The following is a 19,477-nucleotide window of genomic DNA, read 5'->3' as shown; positions in this document are numbered from 1 at the left end:
GCCGAAACGCCGGGCGCCTTGCTGGCGTCCGGCACTGCCTTGAGTTTGTATCATATCGGGGACCCATGTTCGGCGATCATCACTTCCTTGCCCTGGTCTTGATCAATCTGCTGGGGCTTGCCGGCATTGTCGTCTGGTGTTTCCAGGGCCGTGGGCGTCCGATGGCACGCCTGATCGCCCAGATCCTGTTCTTCGCCGGCATGACCGCGGTGCTCGGCTTCAGCGGTATCCTGCCGCATTGGGTGGCCGAGACAGATCTCACAGATATCCAAGGCGCGGGCGCGTATCTGGCGAAGTCGGCGCGCATCCTCTGGTGGATACACCTTGCCTGGACGCTCGTCGGCTTTGTGCGCCTCTATGTCGTCGTGGAACACCGGCCACGAGAAGCGCGCCTGCTCCAGGAACTGGTCGTCGCAGTCATCTATCTCGGCGTGGCGTTGTCGATAACGGGTTTCGTCTTCGGAGTTCCCGTCGCAACGCTGGCGGCAACGTCGGGCGTGGTCGCCATCATTGTCGGGCTTGCGCTGCAGAACACGCTTGGTGACGTCTTTTCCGGCATCGCGCTAACGCTGGGCCGCCCCTACACGCTCGGTGACTGGATCATGCTGAGCGACGGTACGGAAGGACGCATCGTCGAAACAACCTGGCGCTCCACCCACCTGCTCACCGGCGCCAACAACATCGTCGTCGTGCCCAACAGCGTGTTGGCGAAGATCAGCCTGACCAATCTCAGCCGTCCCGACGAGAGGCAGTTGATAAGCCTGACCGTGCGGATTGCGGCGACGCACGCGCCGCACATCATCGAGGAGGCTATGCATGCGGCTCTCCAGAAATGCCAACGGATCGTCAAGGACCCGGCACCGCTTGTCGCGCTCAAGGACATCGACGCGGTGGCAATCGGGATCGACCTGCTCTTTTGCGTGGCCGGCCCCGGCGATCGGTTGCTCGCCAGGAATGACGTGATCGACCTTGTCCATCGCCATTGCGAGGCGAATGGTTTGTTCCTTGCGATGTCACCCCAGAGCTATGCCGTCGTATTGCCGGCGACGGCTGACCAGCCGCCTGCGACGGTCATGCGTTCACGTTCATCCGGCGCGCTCTAGCACCCATTCAAAACTGTCCTTCCAAAGCTCCGGCGGAATCTCCTGCGCCAGCGCTTCGGTGAGGTCGGAAAGCCTGACGCTGCGCAGTTTCGCCCGCCAGGCCTCGTCGGCTTCCCACATGATGCGCGAGACCGCGCAAGGGCTGCTTTCGCAATAACCCTGCGGACGGCACGGATTGTTTTCGCGGATGTTGGTGCACACAAACGTCCGCGCCTTGCCCTCCACCGCTTCGACGATTTCGAGGAAGGTCAGCTCTGCCGGTGGCCGCGCCAGCCGGTACCCGCCTGACGGACCGAGCGTCGTATCGACCAGGCCCGCCTGCGACAGGCTTTGCAGCGCCTTGGAGAGATACTCCTTGGGAAGGCCGTGAAACTCGGCGAGCGCTTTTGTGGAGAGATACCGCCCTGCAGGCAGGCCCGCGAGAATGGCGCAGCAGTGCAGCGCCCATTCGACTTGGCTTTTCAGGATCATCAATGGATTCCGGGTCGATACCGATCGAGACTATTAAGGATATGAAATATCCCTATTTTCCTGCTGTGTAAACAGACGGTCCGGCGGAGTGGTTAGGGCGACGGTAACAACACAGGCTCGCAGCCGGCCAATTGCAAACAGCGCGCCAAGCGATTATTCCGGCGCTCATGAGCAAAAATCCAATCCACATCGTCGGCGGCGGCCTCGCCGGCTCCGAAGCCGCATGGCAGGCAGCGCAAGCCGGCGTTCCGGTAATCCTGCATGAGATGCGCCCGGTGCGCGGCACCGATGCCCACAAGACCGACAGTCTGGCCGAGCTCGTCTGCTCCAACTCCTTCCGCTCCGACGATGCCGAGAACAACGCCGTCGGCCTGCTGCATGCCGAAATGCGGCTGGCCGGTTCGCTGATCATGAGCGCCGGCGACGCCAACCAGGTGCCGGCCGGCGGCGCGCTGGCTGTCGACCGCGACGGCTTCTCCGACGCGGTGACCAAAAAACTCGAAGGCCACCCGCTGATCACTATTGAGCGCGAGGAGGTGCCGGGCCTGCCGCCGGCGGAGTGGGATCAGGCGATCATCGCCACCGGGCCGCTGACTGCCCCTTCGCTCGCCCAATCGATCGCCGAGGCAACCGGCGCTGATGCACTGGCCTTCTTCGACGCCATTGCCCCGATCATCCATTTCGACACGATCGACATGGACATTTGCTGGTTCCAGTCGCGCTACGACAAGGTCGGACCCGGCGGCACCGGCAAGGACTACATCAACTGCCCGATGGACAAGGAGCAGTATCTCGCCTTCGTGCAGGCGCTGATCGACGGCCAGAAAACCGAATTCAAGCAATGGGAAGGCACGCCCTATTTCGATGGCTGCCTGCCGATCGAGATCATGGCCGAGCGTGGCGTCGAGACGCTGCGCTACGGGCCGATGAAGCCGATGGGATTGACCAATGCGCACAACCCAACGGTCAAAGCCTATGCCGTGGTGCAGCTGCGCCAGGACAATGCGCTGGGCACGCTCTACAACATGGTCGGTTTCCAGACCAAGCTGAAGCATGCCGAGCAGGTGCGCGTCTTCCGCACTATTCCCGGCCTGGAAAACGCCGACTTCGCCCGACTGGGCGGCCTGCACCGCAACACCTACATCAACTCGCCGACGCTGCTCGACGCCTCGCTGCAGCTGAAGTCGCGGCCCGGCCTGCGTTTTGCCGGCCAGATCACCGGTTGCGAGGGCTATGTCGAGAGCGCCGCCATCGGCCTGCTCGCCGGCCGCTTCGCCGCCGCCGAGCGTCTCGGCTATGAGCTGTCGCTGCCGCCGCTCACCACCGCCTTCGGCGCGCTGCTCAACCACATCACCGGCGGCCACATCGTCTCCGACGATGAGCCGGGCAAACGCTCCTTCCAGCCGATGAACGTCAATTTCGGCCTGTTCCCGCCGGTAGAAGCGCCGAAGACCGAAGGCAAACGCCTGCGTGGCAAGGACAAGACGGTTGCCAAGCGCCATGCCATCACCTCGCGTGCGCAGGCTGATTGCCGGGAGTGGCTCGGGTTGCCGGCGCGGGCCGAGGCGGCGGAGTAAGCACGTTCAGGTTGGACGCTCGGCACAAAGTAGGATAGTATCCTACTTCGTGCATGATGGAGCCCAATCATGGAATCCGCCGAGAAACTGTCCGTCACCGTCACCCCCGCAATGGCGCGTATGATCCGCGAAAAGGTCGAGGACGGCTCTTTCGGGTCGGCGAGCGAAGTCATTCGCGCAGCGCTGCGCGCCTTCCAGCGCGAGGAAGATGAACACGCCGAACGCATGGCGTCAATCAGGGCACGGGTAAAGGCGTCGATCGAAGACACAAGGCCTGCTGTTCCGCTCGATGAGGCAATCGACAGGGTAAAGGGCCGGATTTCGCAACTCGCGCGAGACAGTGATGATCCAGCGCCTCGTCGTCGTTCTTAGCGAAAACGCAATCTCCGATCTCGAAGCGATTGCCAGCTACATCCTTGAGGCACGCGGCAGCGAAAACGTAGCCAAAGGTTTCGTGGATCGGATCAGGGAGCGCTGCCAGAGCATCGGCAACGCGCCTCGCGGCGGCCGATCGAGAGATGATATCTCGCTTGGACTGCGCACTGTCCCGTTCGAGCATTCAGCCGTCATCGCCTATGTGATCGAGAGCGATGCAGTTCTCAACATCTTCTACGGCGGTCGCGACTATGAGGCACTTATGCGGGATGGCGGATCGGGCGACCCATCCTGAAACGCAGCTACTCCGCCGGCTCAACGCCCGTCATCGGCAGCCCCGGCTTGCCGGCCTCGCCGGGATTTCGTCTGACATAGGCAGCCTTCAAACTCTCCGAAGTCTCGCGCGAACCGTCATGGCTCCAGCCGGGCGGCTTGATCAGGTAGTTGATGCGATCACGCATCGTCAGCCCCGGCGCAAAGGCATCCCTGAACATGCCGATCCACTCGTGGAACGCCACTTTCAGCGGATTGAACGTGCCGAGATTTTTCACGATGCCGTAGCGCGGCCGGTCCTCCTCCAGCTCCGCGACAAAGGTGCCGAACATGCGGTCCCAGATGATCAGCGTGCCGGCATAGTTGGCGTCGAGATAGCGCGGATTGGTGGCATGATGGACGCGGTGATGCGAAGGCGTATTGAAGATGAATTCGAACCAGCCCCACATCTTGCCGATCGCCTCGGTGTGGATCCAGAACTGCCAGACCAGGTTGAAGCCGAAGGTGAAGGCGATGACCGCCGGATGGAAGCCGAGCAGCACCAAAGGCGCCTGCAGCACGAACATGAAGGTGAAAAGCCCGGTCCAGCTTTGACGCAGCGCTGTCGACAGATTGTAGTGCTGGCTGGAATGATGGTTGACGTGCTCAGCCCACACCCAGCGCACCCGATGCGCGATGCGGTGATAAACGTAGTAGCGCAAATCATCGAGCAGGAAGGCGGCCAGGAACACCCACACCGACAGGCCGAGATTGAAGAAACGAAACTGCCACAGCCACAGCAGTGCCCAATAGGAGACGACGCCGAGCAGCAGGCCGGCAACGACATTGCCGGTGCCCATCATCAGGCTGGTCAGTGTGTCGCGCGTCTCGAACGAGCCCTTGGCGCGGCCCGTCCGCACCAGCCACAGCTCGATCAGGATCGCGGCGACGAAGAACGGGATGGCAAGCTGGGTCACCTCAGGGAAATTATAGTCGTCCATCACGCGGCTTCCTTCGCCTGGCTCGGATTATGCGGCCCAAATGCCGCCGCGACGGCCTTGGCGTCAGCCTTGTCGGCGAAGGCGAAGCGTCCGCCTTTCCAGGTCAAGTCTGCCAACTTCAGCGAAAACGCGCCGTCTTCATCGAGGTCAATGGCCTTGATGTCGTGCGGCGTGACGATGCGGGTCAAAAAGCAGTCGCCGACACTGTGGACGATGCCGCTGCGGGCTGGACCGAGATCGAGGAACGCCGTCCGGCCATCAGCCGTCAGGCGCACGGCAGAAGCCTTCTCGTCGGGAAAATCGTCGGCAAACCGGCTGAGCGCTTGATCGGCACCGGCCAGTGTGGCGATTTTGCTGCCACCGGTGAAGTGCACGGCCAGGACCGACAGCGCAATGCCGACAGTGACGAGGGCCACCAGAACGGGCAGGCTCATTGGCAGAAATCTCCTCCGGACCGGTCGCGTCTTTTGGCGACGATTTCGGGCCGACGGAGTCCTAGCACGATTGACGTTTACGTCAAATGGGCGGCCAGCCCCGCGTCGCGCGTCTGAGCAGCAGCCAATGCCGGCGCAAGGCCGAAAGCCGCGCTACGCCGGCCAGCGGTGACCGACGACCATTCGCCATTTTGCCGAAATAGGCGCTGGTCAGCGCCAGCGGCAGGAATGCCGGACGCAGTGTGTCCGGAAGCGCTGATGCCGCTTGCTCAAAAGCGCTGAGATGCTCCTGCGCCAGCGCGATCATCGCGGCCACCGCACGCTCGGCGCCGGGGCCGCCATCGCCGCTGACGAATTCTTCCGGCGACGAGCCGGCCGCTGCGAGAATATCGACTGGGATAAAACACTGCCCGCGCCGGAGATGCAGCGGCAACAGCAGCAGAAGGCCGGTCATCGCCTGGGCACAGCCCGCCCTGCCCGCAAGTTCAGCAAAGCGCGGCGCCTCAACGGGATCGAGCACCATCGCCGCCAGCTGGATCAGCGCCGCCGCCGTCTCGCCGCAATAGCCTTCGAGATCGGTGCGCGACGGCATCGGGTCGTCATAGAGGTCGAAGATGCGCGCCTCGAGCATGTTGTCGAAGGCAGCTTTCGGCAGGCCGTGGGCGGCAATCGTCGCCTTCAGCGCGTCGGCGAGCGGGTTGCCGGTGGCTGCGGCTTCAGCGGCGATGACATCGCGCCACCATTGCAGCCTCACCTCACCCGGCAATGCCTCATGGATGCGGTCGCGAACAGAGGCGATCTCGGCATTGAAGGCGTAAAGCGAAAACAGCGCCTCGCGCTTGTCGACTGGTGCGTAGAGTGCGCTGACATAGCGGTCATGGTCGCCGGCGCGCACCGCCTCCATGACGATGTTGGCGGTGTCGGTCACGTCAGTCGACGGCGATCAGCGCCGCAGCCACGGCGCGGTCTTCGGCAAGCAGCACATTGTATGTCCGCACCGCCGCGCCGGTCGACATCGGGTTGGAGGCAATGCCAGCCGCTTTCAGCGCCGCGCGCAGTGCCGCGGGCAAAGGCCGCAAATCCTTGCCGGTACCGACCAGCAGGATCTCGACCTTGCCGGCCTCGGCCAGCAGCAAGCCGAAATCGGCGGCCGTCAGCGCCAGAGGATCGGCCGGTTCCCAGCCATGGATGCCGGAGGGCAGGCACAGCAGCGAGCCGCGATGCGACATGTCGGCGAAGCGAAAGCCGCCATTGCCGTAGGCCTCGATCGGCGCCCGGCCGGGGAAATGCGCCTCGCGAATGACGATACCTGTTGCCACGTGAGCGGCCGTCAGGTCGCCACGGCCTTGCCGCCACCAACCGGCTTCTCCTCGTCGGCCGTCGCCTGTGGCCGCAGCCTGAACAGGATCAGCAAGGGTGCGGCGATAAAGATCGACGAATAGGTGCCGAAGACGACGCCGAACAGCATCGCCATGGTGAACGAGCGGATCACTTCGCCGCCGAACAGCACCAGCGCCAGCAGCGCCAGGATGGTCGTCACCGAGGTCAGCGTCGTTCTCGACAGCGTCTCGTTGATGGCGTTGTTCAGCAATTGCGGCAGCGGCATCTTTTTGTATTTTCGTAGATCTTCTCGAACGCGGTCATAGACGACGATCGTGTCGTTGAGCGAGTAGCCGATGATGGTCAGGATCGCCGCCAGCGACGATTGGTTGAACTCGAGCCCGGTGATGACGAAGAAGCCCAGCGTCATCACCACATCGTGCACCGTCGCCACGATGGCGCCGACCGCGAACTGCCATTCGAAGCGGAACCAGACATAGACCAGGATGCCGATCAGCGCGATGATCATCGCAATCGTGCCTTGCTTGGCAAGTTCCCCCGAAACCGTCGGTCCCACCACTTCGACGCGGCGGAAATCATAGGTGTCCTGCAGCTCGCCGCGCACCTTGTCGATGACGGTCTGCTCGGCATTCTCGCCGCCATCCTGGGTGCCGACGCGGATCAGGACGTCATTGGGGGCGCCGAACTGCTGAACCTGCACGTCACCGATGTTGAGCTCCGATAGCCTGCTGCGGATATCGGCCAGATCGGCATTGCCTTGCTTGGACTGCACCTCGATAATCGAGCCGCCCTTGAAATCGATGCCGTAATTGATGCCGACGGTCATGAACGTCACCACCGACAGGATCGACAGAGCGCTCGACAGTGTGAAAGTCCAGCGGCGGATGCCCATGAACGGAATTTTTGTCCCCGGTGGAACGAAGGTCACCGGCGCGCGGGGCAATTCCTTCGGACGCGCGCGGCGCAGCCAGATCGACACCAGCAAGCGGGTGAAGGTGAAGGCGGTGAACACCGTGGTCAGGATGCCGATGGCATAGGTGATGGCAAAGCCCTTGACCGGACCGGTACCGAGATAGAACAGCACCACCGTGGCAATCAGCGACGTCACGTTGGAATCGACGATCGTCGCCAAGGCCTTGGTGAAACCGGTATCGATCGCCTGGATCACCGAGCGGCCGGCGCGTCGCTCCTCACGGATGCGCTCATAGATCAGCACGTTGGAATCGACCGCCATGCCGATGGTCAGCACGATACCGGCAATGCCGGGCAAGGTCAGCGTTGCGCCAAGCAGCGACAAAAGCCCGACGATCATCGCCACGTGGACGGCCAGCGCAATGTTGGCGAGGAAACCAAGGAAACCGTAAGCGACGAACATGAAGGCGACGACGAGAATAGAGCCGATGATGCCGGCGACCTTGCCGGCATGGATCGAATCCTGGCCGAGGCCTGGGCCGACGGTGCGCTCTTCGATCACGGTCAGCTTTGCCGGCAGCGCGCCGGCGCGTAGCAGCACGGCAAGATCATTGGCGCTTTCAGCGGTGAAATTGCCCGAAATCTGGCCGCTGCCGCCGAGGATCGGTTCGCGAATGACCGGCGCCGAAATCACCTGATTATCGAGAATGATGGCGAATGGCTTGCCGACATTCTGCTGTGTCGCCTGGCCGAACCGGGTCGCGCCGCGCGAGTTGAAGGTGAACGAAACCACCGGCTCGTTGTTCTGCGAGTTGTAGGTTGCCGTCGCCTTGGCGAGATCCTCGCCCGAAACGATGACGCGATTCTCGACCAGATACGGAACCGGCGGATCGTCCTGCGAGTAGAGGACCGAGGAGCCGGCCGGCGGGCGGCCATTGAGGGCGTCCTGCACCGACATCGAGGTGTCGACCATCTGGAAGGTCATCTTGGCCGTCTGGCCGATGATCTCCTTCAGCCTTTGCGGATCCTGCAGGCCCGGCACCTGGACCAGCACACGGTCGTCGCCCTGCCGCTGCACGATCGGCTCGGTGGTGCCCAGTTCGTTGACGCGACGTTCGACGACTTCGATCGACTGCGCTAAAGCGGCCGAGGTGCGGTATTTGATGCCGGCGTCGGTGACGGTGAATTTGAGCAGGCCGGCTTCGGAATCGTCCAGTGACATTTCCTGGATGGAGCCGCCGGTGAACAGGCCGGCGGCGACCGGATCGGTCAGCGGCTTCAGCGCCGTCTTGGCGGCATCGATCTGGGCTGGGTCGGTGATGCGCACCTGCACGGTCCTGCCGGTGCCACCAAGGCCGGTATAGGCTATCTTCGCATCACGCAGCAGCGTGCGGATCTCATCGCGCGTCGTCTCCAGCTGCGCCTTGACCAGATCGTTCTGATCCATCTGCAAGAGGATGTGCGAGCCGCCCTGCAGATCGAGACCGAGCGTCATCTGCCGCTTCGGCACCCAACTGGGCAACTGCGCCAATGTGCTGGCCGGGAAGAGATTGGGCGCGGCAAGGATGAACGTGGCGGCGACAGCCAGCCAGATCAGGATCATCTTCAGGCGCGAAAAATACAGCATATGGCGTTGTCCGTCAGGGCGTGCTGGCGGATCGTTCCGCCGACAATTCGGTTATTTCTTGGCGTTGTTATTTGCCACCGGCTCGCCCTTACCCCGCACACCGTCGATTGTCGAGCGCGCCAACGCCAAATTGCCTCTGCCGCCGGGGTGGGTTCCGGCGTCAATCGGTTGATTTTCGGCCTTATTATAACGCGGAACACCGCCAGGCGTGATGCGAAATCAACATCCGGCTTTTACCCGTCGTATCGGCGGATGACACCGCCCGAAGGGCCCGTATCTCCGGATGCTTACTTCTTGGCGTTCTGGTTGGCCACCGGCTCGCCCTTGACCCGCACATCGGCGATCGTCGAGCGCAGCGCCGTCACCTTGGTACCGCCGCCGAGGTCGATCTCGAGCTCATTGTCGTCGATCACCTTGGTCACCTTGCCGACGAAGCCGCCACCGGTGATGACCGTATCGCCCCGGCGCACCGCCGAGATCATCTCCTGGCGCTTCTTCAGTTGCGCGCGCTGCGGCCGGATGATGAGAAAATACATGATCACGAAGATTAGGACGAACGGGAGTATCATGCCGATATCCCCGAACGGACCAAGCGGAGTTCCCGTGGCTTGGGCGTATGCCGGTGTGACGAACATCAAGAACTCCTGGTTACGAAGAAGGCCATAAGGCGGCCTCGCCAAATTTGGCCGGAATATAGTGGGTAAAGTTGCCAATGCAACTGCGCGGCCCGGCTTTCGGCTGCTTTTCCGGCCGGTTGACCCGTGTTAGAGCATGCTCCCGGATAGCGGGCGTGGTTTTCGCAAAAGATCATGCTCAAACAAAAGCTTGGAACCCGTTTCTATCTCGCCCGAACCAGGACGATTTCCGCCCCTACCCACGTTCGTGCAGAACAACAAAAGACCGAGACATGACCGACAGCACCATCGAGGCCCTGAACCAAAAGCTCGACCGCCTGATCGAGGCGGTCACCCGCCTCGCCCCGCCGCCGGTGCCGCAGACCGATCTTGCCGTGGCCGATTGCTTCGTCTGGCAGGCCGATCCCGGCTATCTCGAGCCGGTGCGCAAGGTCAATCGCGTCGACATCGGCCTGATCCGCGGCGTCGACCGGGTGCGCGACATTCTTGTCGAAAACACCGAGCGCTTCGCCGCCGGCCACGCCGCCAACAATGTGTTGTTGTGGGGGGCGCGCGGCATGGGCAAATCCTCGCTGGTCAAAGCCGTGCATGCCGAGATCAACGCCAAGGCCAAATCCGACCTGCCGCTCAAGCTGATCGAAATCCATCGCGAGGACATCGACACGCTGCCCAGGCTGATGGGCCAGGTGAAGGCAGCGCCCTTCCGCTTCATCCTGTTTTGCGACGATCTGTCGTTCGACCATGACGACACCTCCTACAAGTCGCTGAAGGCGGCCCTTGAAGGCGGCGTCGAGGGTCGCCCGGCCAATGTCATCTTCTACGCCACCTCGAACCGCCGGCACCTGTTGCCGCGCGACATGATCGACAATGAGCGCTCGACCGCCATCAATCCGTCGGAAGCAGTCGAGGAAAAGGTTTCGCTGTCCGACCGTTTCGGCCTGTGGCTTGGTTTCCACAAATGTTCGCAGGACGAATATCTCGACATGGTCAACGGCTATGCCGGCCACCACGGGCTCACCATCGATCCGGAACAGCTGCGCGCCGAAGCGCTGGAATGGGCAACGACGCGCGGCAGCCGCTCAGGCCGTGTCGCCTGGCAGTTCACCCAGGATCTGGCCGGCCGCCTCGGCAAGCCGCTCAACGACTGATGGCCGTCAGGCGCCCAATATCTTTTCGGTCACTGAAAAAGCCCGCCCCTTGCGGAGCGGGCCGAGCCGGCGGGCCGGACTGGAGGTCAGACGGCCTGCAATCGTTTATTGTTCTATTCGAGATAGCCGCCTATTCGAGATAGCCCGAGGGATCGACCGGGGCCGAGTTCTTGCGCACTTCGAAGTGCAGTTTCGGCGAGTCCGTGGTGCCGCTCATGCCCGACAGCGCGATTTCCTGGCCGCGCTTGACCTTCTGGCCGCGCTGCACCTCGATCGAACTGGCGTGGCCATAGACGGTGACCAGACCGTTTTCGTGGCGCACCAGCACCGTGTTGCCGAATTCCTTGAGGCCGTCGCCGGCATAGATGACGACGCCGTTCTCGGCCGCCTTGACCGGCGTCCCTTCCGGCACGGCGATGTCGACACCATCCTTGCCGCCACCAAAGCTGGAGATCACGCGGCCACGCACCGGCCAGCGCATCTTGCCGATGCCGGTGGCGTCCGGCGCCACAGCGTCGTCGTCCTCGGCCTGCTGGATAACCTTGGTGTCCTTCTTCGGCGGCGTGTAGGTGGCGAGTGTCTCCGTCGGCTTTGCCGCCGGCTGGGTGGCCGCCGTCGTCACCGGATCGACCTTTGCCGCCTTGGCGCTGGCGACTGTCGCGGTGCCGCCGGCCGGAACCTTCAGCGTCTGGCCGATCTTGAGCAGACCGTCCTGCATGCCGTTTGCCTGCTTCAGCGCGACGACGCCGACGCCGGTCTTCCTGGCGATGGAGGACAGCGAGTCGCCCTGCTGGACCGTATAGGTGCCCGCGCCGGCCTTGGGCGCGGCCGCAGCGGTCTGCTGCGCCGGCTTGTCGGTCTTCGGCTTGTTCGCGGCGGAGGCATCGACCTGCGCAGCGGATTTGCCGTCCTTGAGTTTCGGCTGCTGCGGCAGCACGGCGACCTTCTCCGGCGCCGGCGCCTTGGGGCTGTTCGCCGGCTTGCCGTCGGCAAGCTTCGGCTCGGTCCCCTTGCTCGAATAGGCATAGGCCGGAATAACCAGCTTCTGGCCGGTCTTGAGCCCCTTGGTGGCGCTCAGGCCGTTGACCTTCATGATCACGTCGGCCGGCACGTGATAGTGCTGAGCAATGCCGGAAATGGTCTCACCGTCCCTGACCACGATCTCCGTGGCATGCGGCGTACCAGCAGCAGCTGGTTTCGGATCGGAGTCACCAGCATTCTTGAACGGCCTCGCCGGTTGCACAGTGCCAGTGGTCGTCCTGTCGACATGCGGTGCAGGCGCAAGCGCGGGCGCCGAGGCGGTGCGCATTGGAGCAGCCTTGGCCTGGCTTGGCGGCGGCAGCTGCTGGACGGTGACCGGCTCCAGGCTGGAGCGGCTGACCGATTGGCTATGGCTGCCATCGACAGGTGCAGCAGCGACCGGCTCGGCCGCCACGTCGCCCGGATAGGGCTGCGCGTTGCTCTGCTTGTCGATAATGGCGCGCTGATTGTTGGTCGAGGAGGTGAAGACGTCGTCGACACCGTTGAACCGTGAGGCCTGGGAGCTACACCCCGCCGCCACTCCGGCTAGCATGAGAACAGCGCACCCCCGCGACAGAGTACGCCCGTTTGCCTTCAAAACACTGAATTGCATCGCACTAACCCGCACAGACCCGGTACACACTGGTCATGATTAAAGCGCGTTAATGTTACTGGCGGGTTAACCCCATAGAATCAGACGCAAATTTTCTTAAAACATTTTGGAAGGCGTCGAGGGTGCGTTGAGATTCAGGTCAGCGCCAGCTTCGTCGTCCCTGGGCGAAGCAGCCGCGAAGCGGCGTCGCGGAGACCCTGGGATTCATTCCGTGACGTTGGCCGAAGAATGCAGCAGAGCAGAATTCTGCGCCGTAGCAACGCCTTGATGGCGCGGCATGGATCCTCGGGTCTGCGCTGCGTCGCTACGCTCCTTGCTCCGCCCGAGGATGACGAAGGGAGAGGCGTCGGCCTACCTTCGAAGCAAGCGATGCACAGAGATCAAATCACCGCTGCGACGCTGCGCAGGATCGGCTGCAGGCGCACGGTTCCGATATCCTCGCGCTCGAAACGGCTGCCTACCTTGGTCAGCTTGGCCAGCACCTGCTCGCCCTCCTCCGGCCCGATCGGTGCAATGACGATGCCGCCGCTCGACAGCTGGTCGAGCAGGAAGCGCGGCAGGTTGTCGAAGGCCGCCCAGGCGACGATACGGTCGAATGGCCCTTCATTGGCGAGCCCGTTGGAGCCGTCGGCCTGGCGCACGATGACATTGCCTATGCCCAGCGCCTCGAAGCGTTGCCTCGCCTGTTCGGCCAGCGTCTTGTAGCGGTCGACGCTGACGATGCGCGCCGCCAGTCGCGACATCACCGCTGCCGTATAGCCGGAGCCCGTGCCGATCTCGAGCACCCGGTTGCCGGGCTCTATTGCCAACGACGCGATCACCGCCGCCTGCAGGTCGGCGCCCTCGATCGCCTCGCCGCATTCGATCGGCAGCATGCCGTCCGACCAGGCGATGGAATGGTACTGGCCGTTGAGGAAGCCGCGCCGCGGCGTCGCCTCAAAGGCCGCGATCAGCGCCTTGGGCACCGCGCCGCCGCGGCCACGCAAGCGCAGCAGGAAAGCGGCAAAACCCTCGCGGTCGTCTAGCGGCATGTTCATGCAAAAACCCTGTTCATGCCAAAACCTTAATCAGACAGAGCCTTGGTCAGTTGGTCACGGATTTCATGCGCGGTGAGATCGAGCTGCAGCGGCGTCACCGACACCAGCCGGTTGCGCAGAGCGTGGAGGTCAGTGCCTTGCTTGCCCTCGACCGGTTCGCGACCGAAGCGCAGCCAGTAGTAAGGCAGGCCGCGCCCGTCGCGGCGCTCGTCGACCCACAGGCTGTGCACCAGCTTGCCTTGCGAGGTGACGACGGTGCCGGCAACCTCGTCAGGCAGGCAGTTCGGAAAATTGACGTTGAGCAGCACGCCGTCCGGCAGCGGCATGGCGACGAGCTTTTTCAGCAGCGCCGGCGCCAGCGTCTCGGTGGTCTCATAAGGCACCACACGATCCTCGCCGACATACGAATAGCCCTGGCTGAGCGCGATCGAGCGGATGCCGAGCAACGCGCCTTCCATGGCGCCGGCAACTGTGCCGGAATAGGTGACGTCGTCGGCGATGTTGGCGCCCGAATTGACGCCCGACAGGATCAGGTCGGGCGGCTCAGGCAGGATCTTCTTGACGCCCATGATGACGCAGTCGGTCGGCGTGCCGCGCACGGCATAATGCTTCTCGCCGATCTTGCGCAGCCGGAGCGGCTCCGAGATCGACAGCGAATGCGCATAGCCGGACTGGTCCTGCTCCGGCGCCACCACCCAGACATCGTCCGACAGGGTGCGCGCGATGCGCTCGAGCGACGCCAGGCCCTCGGCATGGATGCCGTCATCATTGGTCAGAAGAATGCGCATTATTTCGATTCGATCTTCGCCAGACCGCCCATATAAGGCCGCAGCACTTCAGGAATGGTTACGCTGCCATCCTCATTCTGGTAGTTTTCGATGACAGCTATGAGGGCGCGGCCGACGGCGGTGCCCGAGCCGTTCAGCGTGTGGACGAAGCGGTTGCCCTTGCCATCCTTGTCCTTGTAGCGGGCATCCATGCGCCGAGCCTGGAAATCGCCGCAGACCGAGCAGGACGAGATCTCGCGATAGGCGTTCTGGCCGGGCAGCCAGACCTCGATATCGTAGGTCTTGCGCGCACCAAACCCCATGTCGCCGGTGCACAACACCATGGTGCGGAACGGCAGCTCCAGCCGCTTCAGCACTTCTTCGGCGCATTGCGTCATCCGCTCATGTTCGGCGAGCGAGGACTCCTGGTCGGTGATCGACACCAGCTCGACCTTGTAGAACTGGTGCTGGCGCAGCATGCCGCGCGTGTCGCGCCCGGCCGAGCCCGCTTCCGAGCGGAAGCACGGCGTCAGCGCGGTATAGCGCAGCGGCAGTTTCTCATGCGCGGTGATCTCCTCGCGCACCAGATTGGTGAGCGGCACTTCGGCGGTGGGGATCAGCCCGAGCCGACCCTCGCCATGCTGGACGAAAAACAGATCGTCCTCGAATTTCGGCAACTGATTGGTACCGAACAAAACTTCGTCGCGCACCATGAGCGGCGGGATGATTTCCTCATAGCCGTGCTCGGTCGTGTGCAAATCGAGCATGAACTGGCCGATGGCGCGTTCCATGCGCGCCAGTCCGCTCTTCAGCACGGTGAAGCGCGAACCCGACAGTTTTGCCGCCCGCTCGAAATCCATCATGCCGAGCGCTTCGCCGATCTCGAAATGCTCTTTCACCCAGTTCGGGCGGGTCGGTATCTTGCCGACGATGTGCCTGACGACATTGTCGTGCTCATCCTTGCCGACCGGAACGTCGTCGAGCGGCACATTGGGCAGCACCGCCAGCGCGTCGTTCAGCGCCTTGTCCAGCTCACGCTCGCGCGCCTCGCCATTCTGGATGAAGGTCTTGATGTCGCCGACTTCGGCCTTGAGCTTCTCGGCCAAAGCCGTATCGCCCGAACGCATGGCGTTGCCGATCTCCTTCGAGGCAGCATTGCGGCGTTCCTGCTTGGTCTGCAATTCGGTGACATGCTCGCGACGCGCCTCGTCCCGCTTGATCAGCTCATCGACCGTGGACTGCGCCTCGTCAGCCGACCACGAGCGCTTTGCCAGCGCCTCGACAAGGGCCTTCGGGTTGTCGCGAATCCATTTGATATCAAGCATGGTTGGTCCGTCCTCAGGTAAGGTCTGAGGGGGTAAACCGCATCCTTGATCGATGCAAGACGAGCGTTCGGCGGCTGTCGCGTTTTTCCGCTGGCGGGAACGCTGTCGTCTATGAAGGAGCCTGCGTTGAGGACGCCTTCGCAGCCTTTTCGGCCACCGCTTCGGCAGCCTCCTGCTTCTCGCGCGCCAGCTTTTGCTTGACCTGGTCGCGCTCGATAAACCGGGCCGCCCAGATCGAGACCTCGTAGAGCAGGATGGTCGGGATGGCCAAACCGATCTGGCTCATCGGATCGGGTGGCGTCAGCACCGCCGCGACGACGAAGGCAATGACGATCGCCCATTTGCGCTTCTCGGCCAGCGCCTTCGACGACAGCATGCCGACGCGCGTCATCAGGCTGGTCACCACAGGCAGCTGGAACACAAGGCCGAAGGAGAAGATCAGCGTCATGATCAGGCTAAGGTATTCCGACACTTTCGGCAGCAGAGAAATCTGCACCTGGTCATCGGTGCCGGCCTGCTGCATGGCGAGGAAGAACCACATCACCATCGGCGTGAAGAAGAAATAGACCAGCGACGCGCCCATCAGGAACAGGATCGGCGATGCGATCAGGAACGGCAGGAAGGCGTTGCGTTCGTTCTTGTAGAGGCCTGGCGCGATGAATTTGTAGATCTGCGTGGCGATCAGCGGAAAGGCGATGACCATGCCGCCGAACATTGCGAGCTTGACCTGCGTGAAGAAGAACTCCTGCGGCGCCGTATAGATCAGCTCGACCTTGTGCGGATCGAGGCCTGCCCATTGCGTCGCCCATTTGAACGGGACGACCAAAAGGTTGAACAGCTTCTTGGCGAAGAAGAAGCAGACGAGGAAGGCCACGAAGAAGCCGCCGATCGACCAGATCAGCCGCCGCCGCAGTTCGATCAGATGCTCCATGAGCGGAGCCGACGACTTCTCGATCTCGTCCTTTTCGCTGTCCGAAACGCTCACTTGGCGGCCCCCGCCGTCTTCTTGGCTGCCGTCTTTTTGGCCGGCGCGGATTTCGGCTCAGCCTTTGCGGCGGTCTTTGGTGCAGCCGCAGGCTTTGCGGCTTTTGCCGGCGCCACCTTGGCGGCGGCTGCTGACGGCTTGGCCGAAGCTTTCGCCCCAGGTGTAGCTTTTACCAGTGCTGTCTTGGTTGCCGCCGTCGTGGTTGCCGGCGCGTTAGCTCGCTTGGCTGTCGCGGCCTTCTTTGCAGGCGCTTTCTGTGGCGTTTCCGTTGCAGCAGCCGGCATCACCATGGACTCGTCGGTCATGGCCGGAAAGATCGGCGCTGCCGGCGCTGCTTCCGGTCCGTTTACGCCGGGCATCACCGTCGCGCCGTTCTTGAGCGGCTCGGCTGCCTGCGGCGTCTCTGCAGGCGGCGTTGAGGGATCGACCGCGGGCTTGGGCTTCATCACCGCATCGACGCCGGAGCGCACATCGGCAGCTGCCTGTTCGAACGGATTGAGCTGCTTGCGGATCTCGGCTGCTGGATTGAGGCTTCGCAGTGAATCGACCGACTTCTTGACATCGTCGAGTTCGGCTTCCTTCAGCGCCTCGTTGAACTGCTTCTGGAAGTCGGAGGCCATGGCGCGCAGCTTCGCCGTCGTGCGGCCGAAGGTGCGCAGCATATTTGGCAAATCCTTAGGCCCGACGACCACGATCATGACGATCGCGATCACCAGCATTTCGGTCCAGCCGACTTCAAACATGGCAATCTGTTCCGACTAGTGCTTGTCGCCCAAAAGTGCGAAGCGGTTTTGGGACAACGACTTGCACAAAAGCAACAACCTTGGGCTCAGCTCTTGCTGGCCTTTTCCTTCACTGCCGAAACGGTCTCGTCCGGGCGGTGCTCGACGGTGCGCTTGTCATCGGCGGTCTCGTCGTCGGCCATGCCCTTCTTGAAGCTCTTGATGCCCTTGGCCATGTCGCCCATCAGCTCGGGAATCTTGCCGCGGCCGAACACCAGCAACACGATCACCAGCACGATCATCCAGTGCCAAATCGAAAATGAACCCATTGTAACTCTCTCTCGAATGTTTTCCCTGGCGATGATCTATGCGTTTTCGCGTTGGGATTCAAACACAACAGCGACAAAGTTTATGAAGGCGCGGCTTATGTCACGCATTTTCGGCAAAGCGGCCCGCTACCAATCGGCGCATCTACTGCCGCAATGCAGCTTTTTGACAGCGGCTTGCGGTCAATCTTCCGTGACGCGCGGCGTCAACAGGCCGAGTTCCTCGAGGTCGATGTCGGTCAAAGCATCCTCGTCCTCGGTCAGCGCATCCGGATCGGCAGGCGGCAGCGGGATGGCGAAATTCGACGGCATGCGGCCGGAGAGCAGCCCTGCGCCCTTCAGTTCGTCCATGCCGGGAAGATCGCGGATCTCCTCGAGCGCAAAATGGTCGAGGAAAGTGTCCGTCGTGCCGTAGGTGACCGGACGGCCCGGCGTGCGGCGGCGGCCGCGCATGCGCACCCATTCCGTCTCGAGCAGCGTATCGAGCGTGCCCTTCGAGGTCTCGACGCCTCTGATGTCCTCGATCTCGGCGCGCGTCACCGGCTGGTGGTAGGCGATGATTGCCAGCACTTCGAGCGCCGCGCGGGAAAGCTTGCGCTGCTGGACCGTATCGCGGCTCATCAGGAAGGCGAGATCGCCGGCGGTGCGGAACGCCCAGGCGTCGCCGACCCGGACCAGATTGACGCCGCGCCTGGCATAGATTTGCTGCAGCTCGGCCATGGCAGCGGCAATGTTGATGCCGTCGGGCAGCCTGGCTGCGAGCTGCTTTTCACTCACCGGCTCGGCGCTGGCGAACACGATCGCCTCGGCCATGCGTATGGCTTCGGCCATATGCAGCCGCTCGCCAGGATTCATTGGCGAGTTCTGGGACGAATTCTGGGTCTCGGTCGGGTCCTGGCCGATGATGCCCTCCTCGGTCTCTTCTTCAACCTTGAACGGAATGACCGAAGCGTTGGCGCGTTCGCTCATGATGCCACCTCGACTGCCTTGATTGGCTGCGCGCGGCCGCGCAGATAGAGCGGCGCGAACACCTGGTCCTGCCGCATCTCGATGCTGCCTTCGCGCACCATCTCAAGCGACGCCGCAAACGAGCTGGCAATCGCGGTGCGCCGCTCTTCCGGGCTGGTCAGATAATCGATCAGGAAGCCGTCCAGCGCCGTCCAGTCGCGCAGCGAGCCGATCAGCCGGGCCAGGATGTCGCGCGCGTCCTTGAGCGACCACACGCCGCGCCGTGCGATCGTCACATTGGTGATCGCATGTTTCTGGCGCTGCTGGGCGTACGCGGTAAGCAGGTCGTAGAGCGAGGCCGAATAGGCGTTGCGCTTCTCGACGATGACCATTTCCGGCATGCCGCGCGCGAACACGTCGCGGCCGAGCCGATTGCGATTGACCAGTCGCGCCGAGGCGTCGCGCATGGCTTCCAGCCGCTTCAGCCGGAACTGCAGCACCGCCGCCAATTCCTCGCCGCTTTCGCCTTCATCGCCAGGCTGCTTGGGGATCAGAAGCTTCGATTTAAGGAAGGCCAGCCACGCCGCCATCACCAGATAGTCGGCGGCAAGCTCAAGCCGCAGCGCCCTCGCCGTCTCGACAAAGGTCAGATATTGCTCGACCAGCGCCAGGATCGAAATGCGCGCCAGATCGACTTTCTGGGTGCGGGCGAGATGCAGGAGGAGATCGAGCGGGCCTTCGAAGCCGGCGACATCAACGACCAGCGACGGATCGCCCGTGACGCGTGAATCGTCGTTCTCGGCCCACAGACGGTCCATCGGTGCGGCCTTCGCAGCCTTGCTGTCCAATGTTTCCGCC

The 19,477-nt window shown here is 62.9% G+C and carries 21 protein-coding genes; 5 read left to right on the top strand and 16 right to left on the bottom strand.

Annotation, left to right across the window (positions count from 1 at the left end; translation table 11 throughout):
• The first annotated feature begins 65 nt into the window (after nucleotides 1-65).
• Nucleotides 66-1,103: a mechanosensitive ion channel family protein gene (locus H0241_RS04005; RefSeq protein WP_181056095.1), complete on the top strand. Its 1,038-nt coding sequence runs from the start codon at nucleotides 66-68 to the stop codon at nucleotides 1,101-1,103.
• Here H0241_RS04005 and H0241_RS04000 read toward each other — a convergent pair.
• The gene (locus tag H0241_RS04000; protein WP_181056094.1) at nucleotides 1,086-1,574 is read right to left on the bottom strand and encodes an RrF2 family transcriptional regulator; all 489 of its coding nucleotides are present in this window, start codon (nucleotides 1,572-1,574) and stop codon (nucleotides 1,086-1,088) included. The genes H0241_RS04005 and H0241_RS04000 overlap by 18 nt on opposite strands.
• Nucleotides 1,575-1,741: 167 nt before the next feature.
• Here H0241_RS04000 and trmFO point away from each other — a divergent pair, with 167 nt between their 5' ends.
• From trmFO to H0241_RS03985, 3 genes are all read left to right on the top strand, one after another.
• Nucleotides 1,742-3,151, top strand: coding sequence for a methylenetetrahydrofolate--tRNA-(uracil(54)-C(5))-methyltransferase (FADH(2)-oxidizing) TrmFO (trmFO, locus tag H0241_RS03995; RefSeq protein WP_181056093.1), 1,410 nt, complete (start codon nucleotides 1,742-1,744; stop codon nucleotides 3,149-3,151).
• A gap of 69 nt (nucleotides 3,152-3,220) precedes the next feature.
• A complete protein-coding gene (locus H0241_RS03990; protein ID WP_181056092.1) occupies nucleotides 3,221-3,523 on the top strand; it encodes a type II toxin-antitoxin system ParD family antitoxin in 303 nt (100 codons plus the stop codon).
• Entirely contained in the window at nucleotides 3,495-3,821 is a 327-nt protein-coding gene (locus tag H0241_RS03985) for a type II toxin-antitoxin system RelE/ParE family toxin (protein WP_181056091.1), read from the top strand. Before H0241_RS03990 ends, H0241_RS03985 begins: the two co-directional genes overlap by 29 nt.
• Nucleotides 3,822-3,828: 7 nt before the next feature.
• Here the strand turns inward: H0241_RS03985 and H0241_RS03980 are convergent, their stop codons facing one another.
• The 6 genes from H0241_RS03980 to yajC all read right to left on the bottom strand — a co-directional run bounded on the left by H0241_RS03980 (nucleotide 3,829) and on the right by yajC (nucleotide 9,728).
• Nucleotides 3,829-4,779, bottom strand: coding sequence for a sterol desaturase family protein (locus H0241_RS03980; protein WP_181056090.1), 951 nt, complete (start codon nucleotides 4,777-4,779; stop codon nucleotides 3,829-3,831).
• Nucleotides 4,779-5,213: a hypothetical protein gene (locus tag H0241_RS03975; RefSeq protein ID WP_181056089.1), complete on the bottom strand. Its 435-nt coding sequence runs from the start codon at nucleotides 5,211-5,213 to the stop codon at nucleotides 4,779-4,781. The genes H0241_RS03980 and H0241_RS03975 overlap by 1 nt, the downstream gene beginning before the upstream one ends.
• Before the next feature lie 82 nt (nucleotides 5,214-5,295).
• On the bottom strand, nucleotides 5,296-6,117 hold the full coding sequence (locus H0241_RS03970) for a phytoene/squalene synthase family protein (RefSeq protein WP_181056170.1): 822 nt from the start codon (nucleotides 6,115-6,117) through the stop codon (nucleotides 5,296-5,298).
• Nucleotides 6,118-6,142: 25 nt separating this feature from the next.
• Nucleotides 6,143-6,532 carry an Mth938-like domain-containing protein gene (locus H0241_RS03965; protein WP_181056088.1) on the bottom strand — a complete coding sequence of 130 codons (390 nt, stop codon included), beginning with the start codon at nucleotides 6,530-6,532 and terminating at the stop codon, nucleotides 6,143-6,145.
• A gap of 11 nt (nucleotides 6,533-6,543) precedes the next feature.
• On the bottom strand, nucleotides 6,544-9,093 hold the full coding sequence (gene secDF, locus H0241_RS03960; RefSeq protein ID WP_181056087.1) for a protein translocase subunit SecDF: 2,550 nt from the start codon (nucleotides 9,091-9,093) through the stop codon (nucleotides 6,544-6,546).
• A gap of 287 nt (nucleotides 9,094-9,380) precedes the next feature.
• Nucleotides 9,381-9,728: a preprotein translocase subunit YajC gene (gene yajC / locus H0241_RS03955; RefSeq protein ID WP_023667680.1), complete on the bottom strand. Its 348-nt coding sequence runs from the start codon at nucleotides 9,726-9,728 to the stop codon at nucleotides 9,381-9,383.
• A 272-nt stretch (nucleotides 9,729-10,000) separates the two neighbouring features.
• On the opposite strand from yajC, the gene H0241_RS03950 reads away from it, so the two are divergent.
• Entirely contained in the window at nucleotides 10,001-10,876 is an 876-nt protein-coding gene (locus H0241_RS03950) for an ATP-binding protein (protein ID WP_181056086.1), read from the top strand.
• 130 nt (nucleotides 10,877-11,006) lie between these two features.
• Here H0241_RS03950 and H0241_RS03945 read toward each other — a convergent pair whose 3' ends face one another.
• The 9 genes from H0241_RS03945 to H0241_RS03905 form a co-directional block, all read right to left on the bottom strand.
• A complete protein-coding gene (locus H0241_RS03945) occupies nucleotides 11,007-12,509 on the bottom strand; it encodes a peptidoglycan DD-metalloendopeptidase family protein (protein WP_181056085.1) in 1,503 nt (500 codons plus the stop codon).
• A gap of 380 nt (nucleotides 12,510-12,889) precedes the next feature.
• Nucleotides 12,890-13,546, bottom strand: coding sequence for a protein-L-isoaspartate(D-aspartate) O-methyltransferase (locus H0241_RS03940; protein ID WP_181056084.1), 657 nt, complete (start codon nucleotides 13,544-13,546; stop codon nucleotides 12,890-12,892).
• A 26-nt stretch (nucleotides 13,547-13,572) separates the two neighbouring features.
• Complete coding sequence (surE, locus tag H0241_RS03935; protein WP_181056083.1) at nucleotides 13,573-14,334, bottom strand: 5'/3'-nucleotidase SurE; 762 nt, start codon at nucleotides 14,332-14,334, stop codon at nucleotides 13,573-13,575.
• Nucleotides 14,334-15,638, bottom strand: coding sequence for a serine--tRNA ligase (gene serS, locus H0241_RS03930; protein WP_181056082.1), 1,305 nt, complete (start codon nucleotides 15,636-15,638; stop codon nucleotides 14,334-14,336). Before serS ends, surE begins: the two co-directional genes overlap by 1 nt.
• Nucleotides 15,639-15,747: 109 nt before the next feature.
• Nucleotides 15,748-16,623 carry a twin-arginine translocase subunit TatC gene (gene tatC, locus H0241_RS03925; protein WP_181056081.1) on the bottom strand — a complete coding sequence of 292 codons (876 nt, stop codon included), beginning with the start codon at nucleotides 16,621-16,623 and terminating at the stop codon, nucleotides 15,748-15,750.
• Complete coding sequence (gene tatB / locus H0241_RS03920) at nucleotides 16,620-17,366, bottom strand: Sec-independent protein translocase protein TatB (protein ID WP_181056080.1); 747 nt, start codon at nucleotides 17,364-17,366, stop codon at nucleotides 16,620-16,622. Before tatB ends, tatC begins: the two co-directional genes overlap by 4 nt.
• Before the next feature lie 86 nt (nucleotides 17,367-17,452).
• Nucleotides 17,453-17,674: a twin-arginine translocase TatA/TatE family subunit gene (locus H0241_RS03915; RefSeq protein WP_181056079.1), complete on the bottom strand. Its 222-nt coding sequence runs from the start codon at nucleotides 17,672-17,674 to the stop codon at nucleotides 17,453-17,455.
• Nucleotides 17,675-17,854: 180 nt separating this feature from the next.
• Nucleotides 17,855-18,640: an SMC-Scp complex subunit ScpB gene (gene scpB / locus H0241_RS03910; RefSeq protein ID WP_181056078.1), complete on the bottom strand. Its 786-nt coding sequence runs from the start codon at nucleotides 18,638-18,640 to the stop codon at nucleotides 17,855-17,857.
• Complete coding sequence (locus tag H0241_RS03905; RefSeq protein WP_181056169.1) at nucleotides 18,637-19,437, bottom strand: segregation and condensation protein A; 801 nt, start codon at nucleotides 19,435-19,437, stop codon at nucleotides 18,637-18,639. Before H0241_RS03905 ends, scpB begins: the two co-directional genes overlap by 4 nt.
• Between the last annotated feature and the right edge of the window lie 40 nt (nucleotides 19,438-19,477).

The organism is Mesorhizobium neociceri (assembly GCF_013520985.1).
Classification (GTDB): domain Bacteria; phylum Pseudomonadota; class Alphaproteobacteria; order Rhizobiales; family Rhizobiaceae; genus Mesorhizobium; species Mesorhizobium neociceri.
This window is presented reverse-complemented; position numbering and strand designations above follow the sequence as displayed.

Excerpts from the sequence above, each read along its gene's own strand:
- surE (WP_181056083.1), bottom strand. The coding sequence starts at position 14,334 with ATGCGCATTCTTCTGACCAATGATGACGGCATCCATGCCGAGGGCCTG.
- H0241_RS03915 (WP_181056079.1), bottom strand. The coding sequence starts at position 17,674 with ATGGGTTCATTTTCGATTTGGCACTGGATGATCGTGCTGGTGATCGTG.
- H0241_RS03985 (WP_181056091.1), top strand. The coding sequence starts at position 3,495 with ATGATCCAGCGCCTCGTCGTCGTTCTTAGCGAAAACGCAATCTCCGAT.
- serS (WP_181056082.1), bottom strand. The coding sequence starts at position 15,638 with ATGCTTGATATCAAATGGATTCGCGACAACCCGAAGGCCCTTGTCGAG.
- H0241_RS03945 (WP_181056085.1), bottom strand. The coding sequence starts at position 12,509 with ATGCAATTCAGTGTTTTGAAGGCAAACGGGCGTACTCTGTCGCGGGGG.
- H0241_RS03950 (WP_181056086.1), top strand. The coding sequence starts at position 10,001 with ATGACCGACAGCACCATCGAGGCCCTGAACCAAAAGCTCGACCGCCTG.
- H0241_RS03980 (WP_181056090.1), bottom strand. The coding sequence starts at position 4,779 with ATGGACGACTATAATTTCCCTGAGGTGACCCAGCTTGCCATCCCGTTC.
- yajC (WP_023667680.1), bottom strand. The coding sequence starts at position 9,728 with ATGTTCGTCACACCGGCATACGCCCAAGCCACGGGAACTCCGCTTGGT.
- H0241_RS04005 (WP_181056095.1), top strand. The coding sequence starts at position 66 with ATGTTCGGCGATCATCACTTCCTTGCCCTGGTCTTGATCAATCTGCTG.
- H0241_RS04000 (WP_181056094.1), bottom strand. The coding sequence starts at position 1,574 with ATGATCCTGAAAAGCCAAGTCGAATGGGCGCTGCACTGCTGCGCCATT.
- tatB (WP_181056080.1), bottom strand. The coding sequence starts at position 17,366 with ATGTTTGAAGTCGGCTGGACCGAAATGCTGGTGATCGCGATCGTCATG.
- H0241_RS03940 (WP_181056084.1), bottom strand. The coding sequence starts at position 13,546 with ATGAACATGCCGCTAGACGACCGCGAGGGTTTTGCCGCTTTCCTGCTG.
- H0241_RS03970 (WP_181056170.1), bottom strand. The coding sequence starts at position 6,117 with ATGGAGGCGGTGCGCGCCGGCGACCATGACCGCTATGTCAGCGCACTC.
- scpB (WP_181056078.1), bottom strand. The coding sequence starts at position 18,640 with ATGAGCGAACGCGCCAACGCTTCGGTCATTCCGTTCAAGGTTGAAGAA.
- H0241_RS03905 (WP_181056169.1), bottom strand. The coding sequence starts at position 19,437 with ATGGACCGTCTGTGGGCCGAGAACGACGATTCACGCGTCACGGGCGAT.
- H0241_RS03975 (WP_181056089.1), bottom strand. The coding sequence starts at position 5,213 with ATGAGCCTGCCCGTTCTGGTGGCCCTCGTCACTGTCGGCATTGCGCTG.
- trmFO (WP_181056093.1), top strand. The coding sequence starts at position 1,742 with ATGAGCAAAAATCCAATCCACATCGTCGGCGGCGGCCTCGCCGGCTCC.
- secDF (WP_181056087.1), bottom strand. The coding sequence starts at position 9,093 with ATGCTGTATTTTTCGCGCCTGAAGATGATCCTGATCTGGCTGGCTGTC.
- H0241_RS03990 (WP_181056092.1), top strand. The coding sequence starts at position 3,221 with ATGGAATCCGCCGAGAAACTGTCCGTCACCGTCACCCCCGCAATGGCG.